Origin of the sequence: Salinicoccus halitifaciens, from assembly GCF_021026095.1 — a bacterium.
GTDB lineage: Bacteria > Bacillota > Bacilli > Staphylococcales > Salinicoccaceae > Lacicoccus > Lacicoccus halitifaciens.
Genome location: NZ_JAJNCU010000001.1, coordinates 809,620 through 826,361 on the forward strand (window position 1 = coordinate 809,620; position 16,742 = coordinate 826,361).

Annotated in this window: 17 protein-coding genes; 7 read left to right on the forward strand and 10 right to left on the reverse strand. The window is 49.1% G+C overall.

Translation table 11 applies throughout. The annotated features are described in order from the left end of the window. Positions 1 to 49: 49 nt before the first annotated feature. Positions 50 to 1,744: a septation ring formation regulator EzrA gene (locus LPW40_RS04090; RefSeq protein ID WP_230820935.1), complete on the reverse strand. Its 1,695-nt coding sequence runs from the start codon at positions 1,742 to 1,744 to the stop codon at positions 50 to 52. 105 nt (positions 1,745 to 1,849) lie between these two features. Here LPW40_RS04090 and LPW40_RS04095 point away from each other — a divergent pair, with 105 nt between their 5' ends. The 3 genes from LPW40_RS04095 to LPW40_RS04105 all read left to right on the forward strand — a co-directional run bounded on the left by LPW40_RS04095 (position 1,850) and on the right by LPW40_RS04105 (position 3,690). Next, positions 1,850 to 2,320: a GAF domain-containing protein gene (locus tag LPW40_RS04095; RefSeq protein WP_230820936.1), complete on the forward strand. Its 471-nt coding sequence runs from the start codon at positions 1,850 to 1,852 to the stop codon at positions 2,318 to 2,320. A gap of 222 nt (positions 2,321 to 2,542) precedes the next feature. Next, the gene (gene rpsD / locus LPW40_RS04100; RefSeq protein ID WP_097039326.1) at positions 2,543 to 3,145 is read left to right on the forward strand and encodes a 30S ribosomal protein S4; all 603 of its coding nucleotides are present in this window, start codon (positions 2,543 to 2,545) and stop codon (positions 3,143 to 3,145) included. A gap of 176 nt (positions 3,146 to 3,321) precedes the next feature. Beyond that, the gene (locus LPW40_RS04105) at positions 3,322 to 3,690 is read left to right on the forward strand and encodes a c-type cytochrome (protein ID WP_230820937.1); all 369 of its coding nucleotides are present in this window, start codon (positions 3,322 to 3,324) and stop codon (positions 3,688 to 3,690) included. Between the two features lie 32 nt (positions 3,691 to 3,722). Here LPW40_RS04105 and LPW40_RS04110 read toward each other — a convergent pair whose 3' ends face one another. The 4 genes from LPW40_RS04110 to LPW40_RS04125 form a co-directional block, all read right to left on the reverse strand. Continuing rightward, entirely contained in the window at positions 3,723 to 3,905 is a 183-nt protein-coding gene (locus tag LPW40_RS04110; RefSeq protein ID WP_097039331.1) for a hypothetical protein, read from the reverse strand. Between the two features lie 68 nt (positions 3,906 to 3,973). Then, positions 3,974 to 5,149 carry a M20 metallopeptidase family protein gene (locus tag LPW40_RS04115; RefSeq protein ID WP_230820938.1) on the reverse strand — a complete coding sequence of 392 codons (1,176 nt, stop codon included), beginning with the start codon at positions 5,147 to 5,149 and terminating at the stop codon, positions 3,974 to 3,976. Between the two features lie 19 nt (positions 5,150 to 5,168). Then, entirely contained in the window at positions 5,169 to 5,762 is a 594-nt protein-coding gene (locus tag LPW40_RS04120; RefSeq protein WP_230820939.1) for a GNAT family N-acetyltransferase, read from the reverse strand. Between the two features lie 395 nt (positions 5,763 to 6,157). Continuing rightward, the gene (locus LPW40_RS04125; RefSeq protein WP_230820940.1) at positions 6,158 to 7,066 is read right to left on the reverse strand and encodes an alpha/beta hydrolase; all 909 of its coding nucleotides are present in this window, start codon (positions 7,064 to 7,066) and stop codon (positions 6,158 to 6,160) included. A gap of 94 nt (positions 7,067 to 7,160) precedes the next feature. On the opposite strand from LPW40_RS04125, the gene LPW40_RS04130 reads away from it, so the two are divergent. Then, positions 7,161 to 7,724: a histidine phosphatase family protein gene (locus tag LPW40_RS04130; protein ID WP_230820941.1), complete on the forward strand. Its 564-nt coding sequence runs from the start codon at positions 7,161 to 7,163 to the stop codon at positions 7,722 to 7,724. Between the two features lie 60 nt (positions 7,725 to 7,784). Here LPW40_RS04130 and LPW40_RS13670 read toward each other — a convergent pair whose 3' ends face one another. From LPW40_RS13670 to LPW40_RS04145, 3 genes are all read right to left on the reverse strand, one after another. Next, positions 7,785 to 8,972, reverse strand: a complete 1,188-nt coding sequence (locus tag LPW40_RS13670; RefSeq protein WP_230820942.1) for a DUF418 domain-containing protein — start codon at positions 8,970 to 8,972, stop codon at positions 7,785 to 7,787. Positions 8,973 to 9,064: 92 nt separating this feature from the next. Next, positions 9,065 to 9,334, reverse strand: a complete 270-nt coding sequence (locus tag LPW40_RS04140; RefSeq protein WP_230820943.1) for a hypothetical protein — start codon at positions 9,332 to 9,334, stop codon at positions 9,065 to 9,067. A gap of 34 nt (positions 9,335 to 9,368) precedes the next feature. Continuing rightward, entirely contained in the window at positions 9,369 to 10,514 is a 1,146-nt protein-coding gene (locus LPW40_RS04145; protein ID WP_230820944.1) for an MFS transporter, read from the reverse strand. Positions 10,515 to 10,639: 125 nt separating this feature from the next. Between LPW40_RS04145 and LPW40_RS04150 the strand changes: the two genes are divergently transcribed. Beyond that, positions 10,640 to 11,131 (forward strand): hypothetical protein, encoded by a 492-nt coding sequence (locus tag LPW40_RS04150; RefSeq protein WP_230820945.1) that lies wholly within the window; start codon positions 10,640 to 10,642, stop codon positions 11,129 to 11,131. 21 nt (positions 11,132 to 11,152) lie between these two features. On the opposite strand, the gene LPW40_RS04155 is transcribed toward LPW40_RS04150, so the two are convergent. Beyond that, a complete protein-coding gene (locus LPW40_RS04155; RefSeq protein ID WP_230820946.1) occupies positions 11,153 to 12,103 on the reverse strand; it encodes a dipeptidase in 951 nt (316 codons plus the stop codon). A 205-nt stretch (positions 12,104 to 12,308) separates the two neighbouring features. On the opposite strand from LPW40_RS04155, the gene LPW40_RS04160 reads away from it, so the two are divergent. Beyond that, on the forward strand, positions 12,309 to 13,640 hold the full coding sequence (locus LPW40_RS04160) for a YjiH family protein (RefSeq protein WP_230820947.1): 1,332 nt from the start codon (positions 12,309 to 12,311) through the stop codon (positions 13,638 to 13,640). Between the two features lie 123 nt (positions 13,641 to 13,763). After that, positions 13,764 to 15,254 (forward strand): SLC13 family permease, encoded by a 1,491-nt coding sequence (locus LPW40_RS04165; protein WP_230820948.1) that lies wholly within the window; start codon positions 13,764 to 13,766, stop codon positions 15,252 to 15,254. 45 nt (positions 15,255 to 15,299) lie between these two features. Here the strand turns inward: LPW40_RS04165 and tyrS are convergent, their stop codons facing one another. Continuing rightward, entirely contained in the window at positions 15,300 to 16,562 is a 1,263-nt protein-coding gene (gene tyrS, locus LPW40_RS04170; RefSeq protein WP_330166170.1) for a tyrosine--tRNA ligase, read from the reverse strand. Between the last annotated feature and the right edge of the window lie 180 nt (positions 16,563 to 16,742).

Here is a 16,742-nt window from a genome sequence, read left to right on the forward strand (position 1 = left end):
AATGACTTAGAATATTAATATTCTAAGTCATTTCGGCCAACTTATAGATTCACTTTTCGTCATAATCGTTTTCAATCTTCCGGGCGGCGCCGGGTTCCACTTTTTCAAGCGCACCTTTGATGATTTCAAGGGCACGTTTGTATCTGCTCTCCTTGAACATCCGCTCGGACTCGCGTATCTGCGCATCGAATGCATGATCGTCCCTGCGGTATCTGTTACCGTATTGTATCATGATTTCGGTGAGTTCCGCATCTCTGAGCAACTCATAGGCTTCCTGCTCGAACTCGTTCAAATCCATCACCGTCTGATTCACTTTATCCTTGATGTACTGGACATTCAACGGACGTTTGCTGAAATAGTCCTCGATCTTACGATGATTGATATCCAGCTCGTTTTTGATGATGATGAACCGTTCCGGGACTTCAGGCAGGTTTGAAGTCACAAGTTTGCGGTAAACCTTCTCTTTTTTGTCATGGATATAAATTGTGTTCTCTTTTGCCTCTTCGGCATCTTCCCTTAAGTTAATGAGATGTTCCTGGATTTTCTCCTGCTCGTCATTGATCTGCAGAATCTGATCCTTGATATGTGAAATTCTGTTTTCAACTTCGCTGAACCTTGCGTTCGTCTTCGATGTCTCCGTCACGATCTCATCATATACATCCACAAGGCTTTCAATCTCATGTTCGAATTTCTGCACTGAATGGATGTCAGCATCATTGATATAAAACTGATCCTTCAAATACTCGATCTCTGTTCTGAGCGTGTAGTTCGAAGTCCTTGCATGGAACAGCTCATCGGTGATGAGCGGCTGATCCTGATCGACTTTGATCTTCGCCTTCACTTCAACTTCGATCAGCTCGAGTATATCGTCGACCTGTGTGTTGATGTCATCCAGTATTTTACGCGCCTCATCCAGATCCAGCCTTGAAATCAAAGGCTCGACAAGATTCAGCTTGCCTTTCAGCGTGGATAGTTTGCCTTCGACCTTGATGTGGTCGAGGTCGTACCCTTCCGCCTTCAGATCACGGCAGCCGAACCGGATCTCCTGGAATTGTGCCGGCAGGTCTTTTTGGACTTCCCTGATCAAAACAGGGATATCATCCATATTCTCCTTCAGTGTCCGGAGATCGCTGCGCACATCTTCAATATGACGCCCCGCACTGACGTAGTTGCCGTCGTTGATCATGACATCATATTCCTTGATTTCAGGTTCAAAGCTGTCGATCAGCTCTTCAAGCGGCCCGCTGGCGTCGCCGAACTGATACGCACTGGCAAGAACATCACGCTTTGCCTCCCTGTGCAGTTTTTCAGCTTCCGCCCTTGCGATCGCTGATTTTTCACTCATCTGAACCAGTTCATCGATTTCCGATGTCAACTGGTCATATTTGGACTCGACCCGGGCAATCCCGGTTTCGCCCTGTTTCACTTTCTCATCACTGGCACCGAATTTGAATTTTTCAAGATCTTTCTTTGCTTCCGAAAGCCTGCCTTCAGAGGTATCAAGTGAATCTTTGAGTGAAGCCTGCCATTCTTTCTGCCACCCGGTGTACAGCTTTTTAGCCTCACCGTGAAGGTTCAAATCTTTAACTTTGAATAATTCATCCTGGAAAGGAAGTGCTTTGACATCTTCCAATTTATTGAACTTATTATTGATATCTTCCAGTTTAGTGTTTCTTATGTAAAAAACGACAGCAACTGAAATTGCTATTAGTACAATGATCCCGATAAGTAGATAGACCCACATACGCTTACCTCCTACATATATTATCAATTATAGCCTAAAAGCTTGAAACAAAAAACATATAATAATATAATTTATAATTAATTTGATGAATGAAGGGTGATTGACATGATTACAGAAACAAATATTACAGATTACAGAATGCTGAACAAGACTCTTGAGAGCCTCCTCGAAGATGAAACGAACAGGATCGCGAACCTCTCCAACGCTTCAAGCCTCCTCAACCAGACTTTGAAAGATATCAACTGGGCGGGTTTCTACCTTTATGAGGAAGAATCCGATCAGCTTGTCCTCGGACCTTTCCAGGGGCTGCCTGCATGTGTCAGGATCGATAACGGAAAAGGCGTCTGCGGCACGGCATTCAGGGGCAATGATGTGTTCGTCGTCGACAACGTCCATGAATTCCCGGGGCATATCGCATGTGATGCCAACAGTAATTCAGAAATCGTCGTCCCGATCTATAAAGATGGCGAGCCCATTGGTGTGCTTGACATCGACTCCCCTGTCTTTGACCGCTTCAGTGAGGAAGACCGCCTTGGACTGATCGAATTCGTAGAGGTATTGAAAAAATACATCTGACACCCTTGACTTATACATAGATAATATGTAGAATATACTATTGTGTAAATGAACGGATTAAGTAGCTTACAATCATCATGTGTCCGTATGTGGTTCCCATCAGTTGGTGTGTTGTGTAACCAATGCTATGAGGCGAAGGCACTTAAAATCATATACCCATATGGGCGGTTGTTACCTTATGATGTTTATTGCATAAATAAAACACAATAAGGAGGAGTCAAAATGGCTCGTTTTACAGGTTCAATTTGGAAAAAGTCCCGTCGTTTGGGTATCTCCCTGACAGGCACAGGCAAAGAGTTGGAACGTCGTCCGTACGCACCAGGTGACCACGGTCCGACGCAAAGGAAGAAAATTTCGGAATACGGTCTTCAGCTTCAGGAGAAGCAGAAGCTTCGTTATATGTACGGAATCAACGAACGTCAGTTCCGCACGATTTTCGAACGTGCAGGCAAACTGAGAGGTGTTCATGGTGAGAACTTCATGATCCTCCTCGCATCACGTCTTGATGCAGTCGTTTATCAGATGGGTCTTGCGCGTACACGCCGTCAGGCACGCCAGCTCGTCAACCACGGTCACGTCACTGTTGACGGCGGCCGCGTCGATATCCCTTCCTACCACCTGAAACCAGGTCAGACAATCGGACTTCGTGAGAAATCACGTAACCTCGACATCGTCAAAGAAGCAGTTGAAGTGAACAACTTCGTACCTGACTACCTGACTTTCGACGAGGAAAAAATGGAAGGTACATTCGTACGTTTCCCTGAGCGTTCTGAACTGCCTGCTGAGATCAACGAACAGCTTATCGTTGAGTACTACTCAAGATAATAGGTAAGATTCTTTTAAAAGGCTTATGCCCATCGGATTTTCGATGGTGCATAGGCCTTTTTTTGATGGACCGGTGCCGTTCCGGGAACCCCTGCCATGATAAGTATTCTTTTTAAATATATATGTTTGTGATATATTTAATCTGTATTAATATTTCAATTTTGAGGGGTGAAGTCATGGATTTTAAGAAGTATTTGATGGCGGGCGGCCTTTCGCTTGTACTCGTACTCGGCGCTTGCGGCGGCGGTGAAGAGGGTGCTGAGGAGTCCGAGGAACCTGCAGCTGAAGAGGAGACGACTGAAGAAGACAGCGGCGCTTCAAGCGGGGATGTGGATGCAGAAGGCATCGCCCAGGCCACGTGTGCTTCATGCCACGGTGAAGACTTTTCAGGCGCTGTCGGTCCGGCCCTTGCAGGCACCGACCTCAGTGAAGAAGAGTTTACCGAGATTGTAAGGAACGGCGAGGGCTCCATGCCTGCTTACAGTGAAGACCACATCAACGATGAGGAATTGTCTGCACTATACACTTACTTCAGTGAATACTGATGAAAAAAACCGTCCTTCCGGACGGTTTTTTGTTATTTCACTTCACGCACTTCTTTTATCAGATTAGGGAAAATCGAAAAGCCGTCGACTTCCATATAAGACTTCTTATGGGCAGCCGCCACTTCAAGTTCCCGCTTCAAAGTTTCCGCCGTATGGCTTTCAGTTTCCAAAGTCTCTTTTTTCCCCGACTTATAAACGATTTCAATTTTAGACATGTTCTGACCTCTTATCTTTAAAATGTAATATCAATTTTACCACAAATATTACAGGACAGTGAGGATTATCACTGCCCGGCTTTCAGTTTAACGAGCGTATCGACCGCACCCTGGCTCATCGCTTCGATGCCGTACTTGAAGGCGTCCTCATTCAATCTGAAAGAAGGGTTGTGGAGCGGCTTCTGCCCTTCCCCGACTGATGTCCCGAGCCAGTAGTAGACTCCCGGATATTTCAGGAGGAACCTGCCGAAATCTTCACCGGCAAGACTCGGCCTGACTTTTGGCAGTGCAGCCTCCCCGTATAATTTCGAAATGGTCTCATGCATCTGATCCGCCCACTCTTCTGAATTGATGGTGGCGGGATAGCCGTCCAGGTATTCGATGTCGACGGATGCGCCCATCGCCTCGGTCACATTATTGACGATTTTATGGAACCTTTCCTTCACCATCTCTTTAGTTTCATTGGACTGTGTCCGGATCGTACCGACGATTTCCGCCGTCTCCGCGATGACATTGTGCTGCGAACCCGCCTGGAATTTTCCGACGGTCACAACCGACGGTTCGAAAGGATCGGCATTACGGCTCACGATCGTCTGCAGCGCATTGACGACCTGGGTGCCGACTACGATCGCATCCACCGTATCATTCGGCATGGAGGCATGGCCCCCCGACCCTCTGATCACCAATTTAAAACGGTCCGAATTCCCCATGACCGGCCCGGCCATCACACCGAACTGGCCGACCGGGAGACCCGGCCAGACATGCTGTGCAATCAGCACATCCGGCTCCCGTCCGTCGAATATGCCCTCATCCATCATACGCTGTGAACCGCCGGTCGGCGATTTCTCCTCGGCAGGCTGGAATATCAGAAGGACGGTGCCGTGGATCTCATCGCGCCTTTCCATCAGCACCTTGCCGACGGCCACAAGCATCGATGTATGCGCATCATGGCCGCATGCATGCATCACGCCTTCATTTTTTGAGCTGAACGGCTCCCCTGAAATTTCATTGATGGGAAGCGCATCGATATCCGCCCTGAGGCCGACCGTCTTCCCTTCATGTGCCCCTTCGATGATGCCGAGCACGCCTGTACCGGCAAAGCCGGTTTCAAAAGGGATGCCGAGCGCCGTCAGCTGCCTTTGGATCCTTTTGGAAGTTTCAAACTCCTCATCACTCAGTTCGGGAAATTGATGCAGTTCACGTCTGAATTCAATGGCTTCTTCTGTAATCTGATCGATATTCATAATATCCTCCTTAAATTAATCACTCATCATGCTTCAAATAGTACTCAATGTCCGTACCGTTGAAATTCGTGCCGATGTGCCTGTGCCCGTTCTCAAGCATCCAGTCCGTATCCCGATAGTCGATTATTTCCGCAGCTCCCGAGACCTCGAGGGGTTCTTCCAGGTTCAGCTGCAGCACGTGCCGGAGTTTACCGCCGTACATATACTTCGTATTGATGATTTTGAAGCCGAGCCGCAATTTATCTTTCAAGCTCGGCAGATTCGTTGGCATCACTGTCGTGAAGATGTATTTGAAACGGCCGTCGGCCCTGACCTTCTCAATCAGTTCCCGGCCGAGCTTCGTCTGAAAGCCCTGTCCGCGCCACTCGGGGTGGATGAATGTGATTTCAGAGTAGATGACCTCTTCCCTGTTTTCCACACCGCCGTCTTCGGCCAGATGCTCGGGGTCATTGAGCGGCGGTATGTACATTGCCCGGACAGCTTTGAGCTCTTCCCCTTCAAAGAGGCCGATGATGAAGCCCTGCTCTATCATCTCGCTGAACTCACCGCGTCCGATGGTCTCGAGCACCTCCTTATCTTCCAGGTTTTCGTAAACGAAACCCTGTAACTCCATTACGTCCTCCAGTTCATCCGGAGTGATATGTCTATATTCCAACACTGCACCAGCTTTCAATTTATATTCTGTAATTACTTTACTCTGTAAAATGTTTTGAGTGAAAAATGTTTACTGCACGCCCGCTCCGGCTATATAAATGGCGAGGGAGTTGGTGTATCATGACAATTTTAGTCAAGTATAGTGACACCAAGAATAACGAAACGAAGTATCACCTGGTGAACAACCCGAGTGATACAGAGCACATAAAAAAACACTATATGAAAAAAGTCAGTCGCTGTGATGATCCGGCATATAATATGATAGAAATCATATATCCGTATCATACCGAACGCGTGAAAATTTACGAATTGAATTACAGGAGACCTTCCTAGCGTCTCCTGTAATTTTTTTGTCTAAAGGTTGACTTTCAGCCATGTGAACATCAGATCCAGCCAACGGCTCGCCCGCTCATCCACTCTGCCCGTCAGTTCCGTCGCAAGGCTGAGGCCATGCTCACCCTGCTGGAAAGTATGCAGTTCCCACGGTACCTGATGCTCATCGAGCGCTTTTGCAAAATCCAGTGAATTCTGGACGAACACAAGCTTATCCTCCATCGTATGCCAGATGAATGTCGGCGGTGTGTCGGACGATACGTAATCTTTCAGCCGGCTCAGGTTCACGGTCTCTTCATCGGGCACCGCACCGTAGATCATCCTCGAAGCGATTTCCATGAATTTCGGGTCGCCCATCCCCCGCTCCTCTGCAATTTCCTTATTGAGAAGATAGTCGAGTATCGGATAACTCAGGACCTGAAAGTTCGGCCTGAACCATCTGTTGTCCGCACCTGCAGCCTCACTCAGCCAGTCGCTCGACCAGTGCACACCGAGGCTCGCTGCAAGGTGTCCGCCCGCCGAAAATCCGGCGACACCGATCCGGTCCGGGTCGATATTGAATTCATGGCAGTTCTCACGTATGAAGGTCATCGTCATGGCAAGCTCCGTCAAGGGCGTCGGAAATTCCGATCCGAGCTCTTTATCGTCTTCCACCATCGCCGCCAGCTGATAAAGTTCATCCCGTGTCGGTGTCCTGCCTTCCTTCTCGATGGCGCTGCCGATCGTTGAATAATTCAGTATGAAGACATGATACCCCTGTGCCAAAAACTGGTATGCGACAGGTTCGGCTTCCCTTTTGGAGACGTACATATAACTTCCGCCCGGGCAGATCACCACAGCCGGATGCCCCTTTGCCGTCTTTTCCTGTGCACCGAGCATCATCGTCACTTCGGCATGGTGATCCCCGATATAGAAACTTTGCAAGTTCATGATTTAACCCCTCTCAATAATTTGAAACAAAGACGAATTACAGTCATATTAATGGTATCATATAATTTAATAATTTTATCCTGAGGTGTTATAAATGGCGAAGATTTTTTTAGTGAGACATGGACTGACGGAATACAACCAATCACTCCGGCTGCAGGGATCGAGCGACATACCGCTGAATGAGGCGGGGATCAGACAGGCTGAAAAAGCACGGGAATTCTTCAAGGAGGAAAAGCTCGACGTCCTCCTATCCAGCCCGCTGTCGCGTGCCTATAAGACTGCAGAAATCATCAATGCGCATCATAACCTGGAGATTAAAGTGTTCGATGAGCTGGAGGAGCAGTCCTTCGGGCCGCTGGAAGGCGAGCACATCGAACATATCCGACTGAAATATCCACAGGGCGACCTGCCGGGCGTCGAATCCTTCGAGTCCCTTGCAAACCGCACTTCCAAAATGATGGATTACATCGAAGAGAACCATATGGGTAAGAATGTGATGATCACAGCCCACTCCCGGACGATCAAATCCTTCCTGTCACACTATACCGAGGAGATACACATGGTTCTCACCAAACTCCACAACTGTTCACTCAGCATGATCGAGCATCGTGACGGCGGATGGATCGTCACAGACTACAACATCGATACTCAGGCCTGATTCAACATGAAAAACTGGACGGAAGCGGTTTTGAACCGCTTCCGTCCAGCATATTAAAAATCAGCGTTTTATCGGGATGGCTTTCAGGTACGTCACCGTCCGCCACAGCCATTCCAGCGGTCCGAACCGGAACGCTTTCATCCACAAATGGCTGTAGATCACCTGAATGATGAACACGGCAAGCACGATCGGGATGAACCAGACGGCATCCACACGGTTGAAGAGGTTGAAGCCGTAAAAGATCACCATCATAATCACCGTCTGCATGATATAGTTCGTAAGCGCCATCTGTCCGACCGGCTGAAGGATTTTGACGAGTCCCGGCAGCCGGCGGACGATGATCAGAAACACCGCGATATAGCCGAGCGACATCAACGGGCCGCCGAGCGTATTTGCGATCAGCGACAGCATGTTCCATCCGCCATGCAGTGTTTCATAAGTCATGGCATAGCCGGTGACGATCTTGACGGGCAGCCCGAGGCCGATGCCGACCACGGCCATCCTGTTGATCAGGCGCCTGTGCCCTTCCAGATCATTGAATATGCCTTTCTGTCCTGCATATAATCCAAGCAGGAATATCGCCAGGATGACAGGGACAAGGAACACGACATTCATGACACTGAGCCCGAGGAACGCGGCATTGATGCCGAGCAGCCCCAGATAGTCATTGTTATGGATCGTCTCCGTCATGTCGAACCACAGCGGGAAAGCCCCTTCCATCGGGATGTCCACCGCAAACATTGAGACCGCCATCATCAGCAGAAATACCGTGAAGACGGACAGGATGATGATGCTGATGATGAGGTTCACCTTGGGGTGCAGCCTGTAGAAGAACAGCAGGAGCACCCCGGTCACCGCATATGTCCATAAAATATCCCCATACCACAGGAACACACCGTGCAGTATGCCGAATATGAGCAGCATGCCCATACGGCGCAGAAACAATACATTGACCGACTGCACCTTCTCCTGTGCCCTGGAGAGGAATATGTAGAACCCGAGCCCGAATAAGAATGAAAACATCGTATAGAAATTCGCGGTCACGAAAGTGTTGATGAAGAAAATCGTCCATTCATTGTACTGCCCGGCAAACCGCTCCGTCTGCCGCATTTCCATGGCATCCTGCATCATGGGTGTGGCAAAGGACATGATGTTCATCATCAAGATGCCGAGTAAAGCAAAACCTCTGATGCCGTCGATCTCATGAATCCTTTCGGTAAAGACCGTCGGCTGATGACTGTTGTTCACATGCTCACCTCGAATTTTATTTTAACTGCCTTCCCATTATAAACTTTCCTTGAAAAATAAAAAACCGGACGGCTGATTTGCCGTCCAGTTTTCTACCATAATACAAGGTCTATGGACTGTCCCGTAAAATATGAATACAAATAATACACGAACAGGCCAATCAGCGGCAGGAATACGAACGCGAATACGAACACCCTGAGCAGTCTCGTGAACAGTGAATATAAAATCCTGAGCAGTACAACCGCCCCGGCCGCAAGCAGTATGTTCACGAAAGTGTATTCGATCGCCGCCACTTCAAAATAATTCAGCAGATATATGGATAACAACCCGACTGCAGCATACAAGACAATTCTCATCACCATAAAAATCCCTCACAATACGTTCATCTTATCTTATTTAAGTATACAATCTTTTTTCATCTTTTACTAACAGAGCGAATATGATGCCGATCAAAATGATGAAGAAGCTGAGCCACGGTGCGTAGCTGATGTCGAAACGGCTGATGAAGACCCCGCCTATGACGGCGCCGATGCCGATGCCGAGGTTCAGGCCCGACATGTTCCAGCTGAAGACATTTGCAGCGGAGCCTTCCACCGAATCCACAAGGCCCGACTGGACCGCCGGACTTGTACTCCACTGGAAGAGGCTCCATATGAACAGGTTCATATAGAATAACACCGGCGTGCCGTAAAGCAGCGGCATGATGAGCATCGTAACTGCAAACAATGAGAGCATCGCGAGGATCGTCCGCTTCGGTCCGAAGCGGTCGACCAGGTTCCCGCCGAGCATCGTACCGGCCATCCCGCCGGCACCCGCAATGAATAAGGCGGCGGAGACATTGGCAAGCGTGTAGCCGTTTGAAGTCATCAGCGGTGATATGTAGCCGAGGACGATATAGTTGCCGATCAGCACGGACATGGTCACGCCGATGTAGAAAATGACATTCTTCATATTTTTGATATGCGTTTTCGACGTGCTTTCCTTATCAGGGGCATCCTTATCCGGTGCGAGCAGAACCAGGGCGAGGCCGACGACCAGCGCAAGTACGATCACAAGAAGGAAGATGATCCTCCATCCGAACATCGTACCGACGAGCGTTCCGAGCGGTATGCCGAACACATTGGCAGCGGAGAACCCCATATATACAAGTGCAATCATCTTACCCCTGGTACTCGGCTCCGAGAGCAGCACGGTCATATCCAGTATCTTGACTATGAAGACCGCAGCCGCCATCGCCGTGATCACCCGGCCCAGGGCAAGCATCAAAAACGTGCTGGACAGTCCGAAGATGACATTCCCGATGATGAAGACGACCAGGGACAGCAGGATGACCGGTTTCGGTTTATATTTCTCCGACAGCTTCACCAGCAGCGGGCCGAAAAATGCAAAACTCACTGCATACACCGTGATCAGCTGTCCCGTCACGGCAACACTCATTCCAAGGTCGTCACTCATCAGCTCGATGATACCGGAGATGATCAATTCCATCATACCCAGCAGGAATACGCCGACAGTGAATGTGACCAATAACTTTTTATTCATAATTTCACCCATCAATCCTAAAAATAATCAACTCGAGTATTATACAATACTAATGAGGGATTTGAAACTAATTGTTTTACACCACTCCCTGGTGAAAGTAAAATAAAAAGAAAGCAGGTGACGAAGTGAAAAAATTAATTTTAATGATTTCGGCCGTCAGTTTCATACTGATGGCGTGCAATAATGGTGAAACATCTGAGATGGAAGAAATGTACGAAGCTTTCAACAGGAACCATGAAGAATTGAGGAACGATGTGGAAAGGGAGCTGGATGCCGTCCGGAATGCGGATAACCGCGAAGAACAGCTCGATATCTACTATAACAACCTTCTCCCGAAGTTCGATGACTTCAAGGCGGTCATCAATAATTTTGAGTTCGGCAGTACAGAAAACCTTGAATTGCAGGAGACCATGCTGGCCTATATCGACAGCCTGGAAGAACTCACGCGTATGTACGGACAGTTCAATCTGAACTTCCATGTGGCCAATCCGATGGATGATGAGGACTTCTCCACATCATTCGAAGAAGAACTTGATGCAATCAGGACGCTTGAAGCCGAAACCGAGGAGAAATATGAAGCGGTGGAGGCCCAGTACGATGCATTGACGGAAGAATAAAAGGCTGTTTCCAGCCTTTTATCACCGTCCGAAGATATTGATGAAATTTTTGTGTGTAATCTTCTCTGTGAATGCTTTGCCGTACTCCGCATCGAGCGCATCCACCAGGTTCTTATATTCCCCTGAATGACGCAGGCCTTCGACATATGTTGCGATGCCGTCGAAATCCGATCCGATGCCAATGTTATCCGCACCTCCCAGACTGATGATCCGGTCGATATGCGGGAACAGGTCCCTGATGACGATATTCCCTTCCCCGATGAATGGCGGGCAGAACACGATGTTGATCATCCCGTTCCCCGCAATGATCCGTTCGATCTGCTCATCCGTGAGGTTGCGGGGATGATCGTGCACTTCCCTCACATTCGAGTGGCTGGCTAACACCCGGTCGGCCATGCCGATGATGTCGTCAAAGCCGGGTACATTCAAATGGCTGACGTCGATGAGTATGCCATGCGCATTACATAGCTCGATCACTTCCCGGCCGAAATTCGTGAGTCCCGCTCCCCTTTTCTCTCCGACGCCGTCCGCCACCAGGTTCGCATTGTTCCAGACGAGTCCGAGCGACAGGACGCCGAGCCTGATCAAAGTGCGCAGCTTCATCAGATCGTTTCCGAACGCATCAGAACCTTCCAGTGTCAGTACAGCACCGATTTCATGTTCTCCCAGTCTGCTGATGCCTTTTAAATCTTTGATATGTACGACATTTTCGCAGGTCAGCACCTCATTGTAGAATATATCCACCTGTTCGAGTGCGTGCTGCCATTTTTCGTTATCCGGAATCCTTGGAGAAATGAAGATCGCAAAAAACTGCACTTTGACCCCGCCCTCCTTCAGCCGTTCATAATTCGTATCAATTTCATCCGCATCCAGGTACCGCATCGGCTTCTGCTCATCCATGAAGCCGAGCGCATTCCTTTCATGCTTCTGCAGCTTCAGCAGTGCATCACAGTGTGTATCGATTATTTTCAACTTTTCCGCCTCCCTTTTAATTCTCATTATACAGACTATTTGATCTCCCACAAAAATTAAAAATCTTTATACGCCGTTAAATAAGTATTGAATTAATATGAAGCAGCGTATAAACTTAAAACGAGAAATGAAAACGCTTCCTTAAATATTTTCTATTTACTTTACAATTAAAAATTGTATAATCATATTGAAAGAAGGGATATTTATGAATAAAACTGCAACTTTATTAAAATTTCTGATACCTTCGCTGATTGGTGTCTTCATGTTTTTATTCCCGATGACGGATGCAGATGGCAATACCACTATACCGATTGCATATCTCGCAGGGCTGCTGCTCGATATAATCGGGCATGAAACAGCTTTGATCATCATCATGGTCATAATCGTCCTGTCCGCACTGCTGACGGTTGTCTTCAGCTGGATCACCCGTCCGGAATCCAAAATGCTGGCAGACTTGTTCACAGTGACGCCGGTATGGGTCGTCACCAGATTGCTCGGAGCGATCTTCGTCCTGATGACATATTTCAGCATCGGTCCTGAAGCCATCATCTCGGAAGTCACAGGCGGCATGATCTTCAATGACCTGATGCCTACACTGCTGTCGGTGTTTTTATTTGCCGGCCTGCTGCTCCCGCTCCTTTTGAATTACGGGCTGCTGGAATTCATCGGTGCATTGTTCGCCAAAATCATGCGTCCGCTGTTCACGCTGCCCGGCCGCTCAACCGTCGACAACCTCGCCTCATGGGTGGGTGATGGTACGATCGGTGTCCTGTTGAGCAGTAAGCAGTACGAAGACGGTTATTACACGAAAAGGGAAGCAACCGTCATTGCGACGACCTTCTCTGTCGTATCCATCACATTTACAGTGGTCATACTTGATCTTATCGGCCTGATGAGCTACTTCGGCGCGTTCTACCTGACCATATTGGTTGCAGGTCTTGCAGCGGCATTCATCATGCCGAGGATACCGCCCCTGTCCAGAATCGAAGATACATACTACCGTGAGGACAGGGATGTTGACGAAACAGTGCCTGAAGGCTACAACCCGGGGACATGGGGATATAAGCAGGCGATGGGACAGGCTGAAAGAGCGGCCGGTTTTGGAGAGTACATCAAGGACGCTTTGAAGACCGTCGGCGATATGTGGTTTGCGGTACTCCCGATCGTCATGGCCATCGGTACACTAGGTACGATCGTCGCTGAATATACACCGGTGTTCACATGGATCGGGGCGCCTTTCGTACCCCTCCTTGAACTGATGGGACTGGAAGAGGCACAGGCCGCATCCGAGACACTGTTCATCGGATTCACCGACATGTTCCTCCCCGCCATCCTCATTGAAAGTGTCGCATCGGATATGACGCGTTTCGTCATCGGTGCATTGAGCATCACCCAGCTGATTTATCTATCTGAAGTCGGCGGTGTGATACTCGGTTCCAAAATACCGGTCGGCCTCGGGAAGCTCTTCATCATCTTCCTGCTGAGGACGGCAATCACCCTGCCGATCATTGTTGTGATGGCACATATCATCTTTTAATATTCCACAAAGAGCCGGATTAATATCCGGCTCTTTCTTTTGTTGGAAAAATCTGATAACTTTGGAGCATATCAGTTATTTGATTGGTGTCGCCTGAAACAATTTCATAAGAGGAGTGGTCAAATGGATTCCCAATCCGAGAAGCAATATACTGTCCGGAACTGGATCGGCCTGATTCTCGGCCCCCTGCTGTTTGCCCTGACATTCTTTTTCATCCCCCAGGATCTTTTGGCTTACGAGCCGCGAATCGTGCTGGGTGTCACACTGCTTGTTGCAACTTACTGGGTGACTGAACCGGTGCCTTTGCCGGTGACCTCGTTAATCCCGCTTATCCTCATACCTGCTTTTTACGGTGTGGATATTGAAACGATTGCGCCGGCCTACACCAATCCCGTCATCTTCATGTACGGCGGCGGGTTCGTCATTGCACTCGCCATTGAGAAATGGGATCTGCACAGGAGGATCGCATTGAACATCATCAAAATGATCGGCTCTGAAAGCAACAGGATGATACTTGGCATATTGATCGCAACCGCCGGCATTTCAATGTTCGTCTCAAACGCTGCAACAGCATTGATGATGCTCCCGGTCGCGGTGGCGCTGATCAATGAAGTCCGTGATAAAAGCATCCTGGAGGGGGAAAACCTTAAAAAGTTCTCAAAAGGAATCCTTTTGACCGTCGCCTACTCAGCGACAATCGGCGGCCTGGCCACTCTCGTCGCCGCCGTCCCGAACGCGCTGCTCGCCGGCATCGCGAGCTCACAGCTGGACCGTGAAATCACGTTTGCCCAGTGGCTGTTCTTCGCAGGACCCCTGGCCTTGGTGATGCTCATCATTCTGTATTTTTATTTGACGAAGGTGCAGTTCAAAGTCGATAAGTCCGATGAGAAATCAGGTACGATGGACTTCATCGACGATGAACTGGATGACCTCGGCAAATTCAACTCCGATGAGATGAAAGTTGCTGCCGTGTTCCTCATCACAGTGAGCTTATGGATCCTTTCGCCGTTCATCATCAGCATACCGTTCATACCTGAACCGGTCGGTATATTCTTTGAGGGACTCCATGACGGCACCATCGCAATTTTCGGGGCTGTGATGCTCTTCTTCCTTCCGAGCTCAAAAAAAGGGGAACGCATACTTGCATGGAAGGATATGAAAGAACTGCCATGGGGTGTATTGCTGCTGTTCGGCGGCGGCATGTCACTTGCTGAAGCATTCGGCGCCTCGGGCCTGAATGAATCGATTGCAGATGTGCTCGGACTGCTTGAAGGCCTTGAATACATCTTCATCCTACTGCTGCTTGTGGTCTTTGTACTCAGCATAACGGAAATACTGTCCAATACGGCCGTATCCAACCTTGTGCTGCCGCTCACCGTAGGCCTTGGCATTGCAGTCGGCGTCGACCCGCTGCCGCTTATGGCGGGCGCTGCCCTCGCAGCGGGTTCATGTTATATGCTGCCGGTCGCCACCCCGCCGAACACCGCAGTGTTCAGTGCAGGTTATTTGACGGTCGGTGACATGGCAAAGGCCGGTGTATGGCTGAATATCATCTCCGTCATCGTCATCACCCTGGCCGTCTACTTCTGGATGCCTGTCATATTCGATTTTTAACTTTAAATGATATGAAAAAAGACCCGGGATCCCGGGTCTTTTATTTTACTTATTGTAAGTCACCATATGATATTTCTTCTTGCCGCGGCGGATGACCGTGAACTCGCCATCGAGCTTGTCTTCCGCAGTCATTACATGATTCACATCTTGCTGGCGTTCGCCGTTGATGTAGATCGCACCATTCGTGATATCTTCCCTCGCCTGCCTGCGCGAAGGCGAAATCTTCGTCTCGACGAGCACATTGACGAGATTTTCATCATCGCCGTCGAAGTTTGCCGTCGGCACGTCTTTGAATGCATTCTTCACTTCTGATGAAGTGAGCGATTTGATATCCCCATGGAACAGGGCTTCAGTGATCCTCTTCGCATCCTCGAGCGCTTCTTCGCCGTGAAGGAACCTTGTCGTCTCTTCGGCCAGCGTCTTTTGGGCTTTACGCAGATGCGGCTCTTCTTCAACCGACTTCGCAAGTGCTTCGATCTCTTCTTTTTCGATGAACGTGAAGAGCTTCAGGAACTTGATGACATCTTCATCACTCTGGTTCAGCCAGAACTGGTAAAATTCATACGGTGACGTCTTCTCCGGATCCAGCCAGATGTTGCCGGATTCGGTCTTGCCGAACTTCTTGCCGTCCGCCTTCGTGATCAGCGGTATCGTCATGCCCTGGGCATCGTTCTCCCCGTACATCCTCCGCATCAGATCGAGGCCGCTTACGATGTTCCCCCACTGATCCGATCCGCCGATCTGCATCTTCACATTATAATGCTTGTTCAGATGGCCGAAATCGATCGCCTGAAGTATCGTATAAGTGAATTCCGTATAGGAGATTCCCGTTTCAAGACGTGACTGGATCGCGTCTTTTGCAAGCATGTAGTTCAGGCCGACATGCTTGCCGTAATCCCGCAGGAAACTGATCAAGGATATCTCTTTCAGCCAGTCTTTATTGTTCACAAGCACTGCGCTGTTTTCGTCCTCGAAATCGAACACGCGTCCCATCTGCTCCTTGATGCCCTCGACGTTACGGTCGATCTGTTCCTCTGTAAGGAGCTTCCTCTCCTCCGCCTTGAACGAAGGGTCCCCGATCATGCCCGTACCGCCGCCGATCAGCACGACCGGACGATGGCCGTAATCCTGGAACCTCCTCAAAGTGAGGAAAGGCACGAGATGGCCGATATGCAGGCTGTCCGCGGTCGGGTCCGCCCCGCAGTATATCGACACCTGCTCGTTCTCCAGCAGTTCTTTGATTTCTTCTTCATCAGTCATCTGATAAATGATTCCACGGTATTTCAAATCTTCAAGTAGTGCACTCACTTGCAACTCCTCCTAAAATTCAAATAAAAAACACCCTACTGTCAAAGTATGGGTGCAGAGCACGGTACCACCAAACGGTTTCGCTGAAGGGCATACGCTGCCCGGGCGTCCGGATACTTCATTGGGTGTATTCATGACATATTCCTCACCGGTTTTCAGCAGCCACCGGCTCTCTGTATC

Coding starts and splice junctions, on each gene's coding strand:
- LPW40_RS04090 (WP_230820935.1), bottom strand. CDS start 1,744: ATGTGGGTCTATCTACTTATCGGGATCATTGTACTAATAGCAATTTCA.
- LPW40_RS04095 (WP_230820936.1), top strand. CDS start 1,850: ATGATTACAGAAACAAATATTACAGATTACAGAATGCTGAACAAGACT.
- rpsD (WP_097039326.1), top strand. CDS start 2,543: ATGGCTCGTTTTACAGGTTCAATTTGGAAAAAGTCCCGTCGTTTGGGT.
- LPW40_RS04105 (WP_230820937.1), top strand. CDS start 3,322: ATGGATTTTAAGAAGTATTTGATGGCGGGCGGCCTTTCGCTTGTACTC.
- LPW40_RS04110 (WP_097039331.1), bottom strand. CDS start 3,905: ATGTCTAAAATTGAAATCGTTTATAAGTCGGGGAAAAAAGAGACTTTG.
- LPW40_RS04115 (WP_230820938.1), bottom strand. CDS start 5,149: ATGAATATCGATCAGATTACAGAAGAAGCCATTGAATTCAGACGTGAA.
- LPW40_RS04120 (WP_230820939.1), bottom strand. CDS start 5,762: ATGGAGTTACAGGGTTTCGTTTACGAAAACCTGGAAGATAAGGAGGTG.
- LPW40_RS04125 (WP_230820940.1), bottom strand. CDS start 7,066: ATGAACTTGCAAAGTTTCTATATCGGGGATCACCATGCCGAAGTGACG.
- LPW40_RS04130 (WP_230820941.1), top strand. CDS start 7,161: ATGGCGAAGATTTTTTTAGTGAGACATGGACTGACGGAATACAACCAA.
- LPW40_RS04140 (WP_230820943.1), bottom strand. CDS start 9,334: ATGGTGATGAGAATTGTCTTGTATGCTGCAGTCGGGTTGTTATCCATA.
- LPW40_RS04145 (WP_230820944.1), bottom strand. CDS start 10,514: ATGAATAAAAAGTTATTGGTCACATTCACTGTCGGCGTATTCCTGCTG.
- LPW40_RS04160 (WP_230820947.1), top strand. CDS start 12,309: ATGAATAAAACTGCAACTTTATTAAAATTTCTGATACCTTCGCTGATT.
- LPW40_RS04165 (WP_230820948.1), top strand. CDS start 13,764: ATGGATTCCCAATCCGAGAAGCAATATACTGTCCGGAACTGGATCGGC.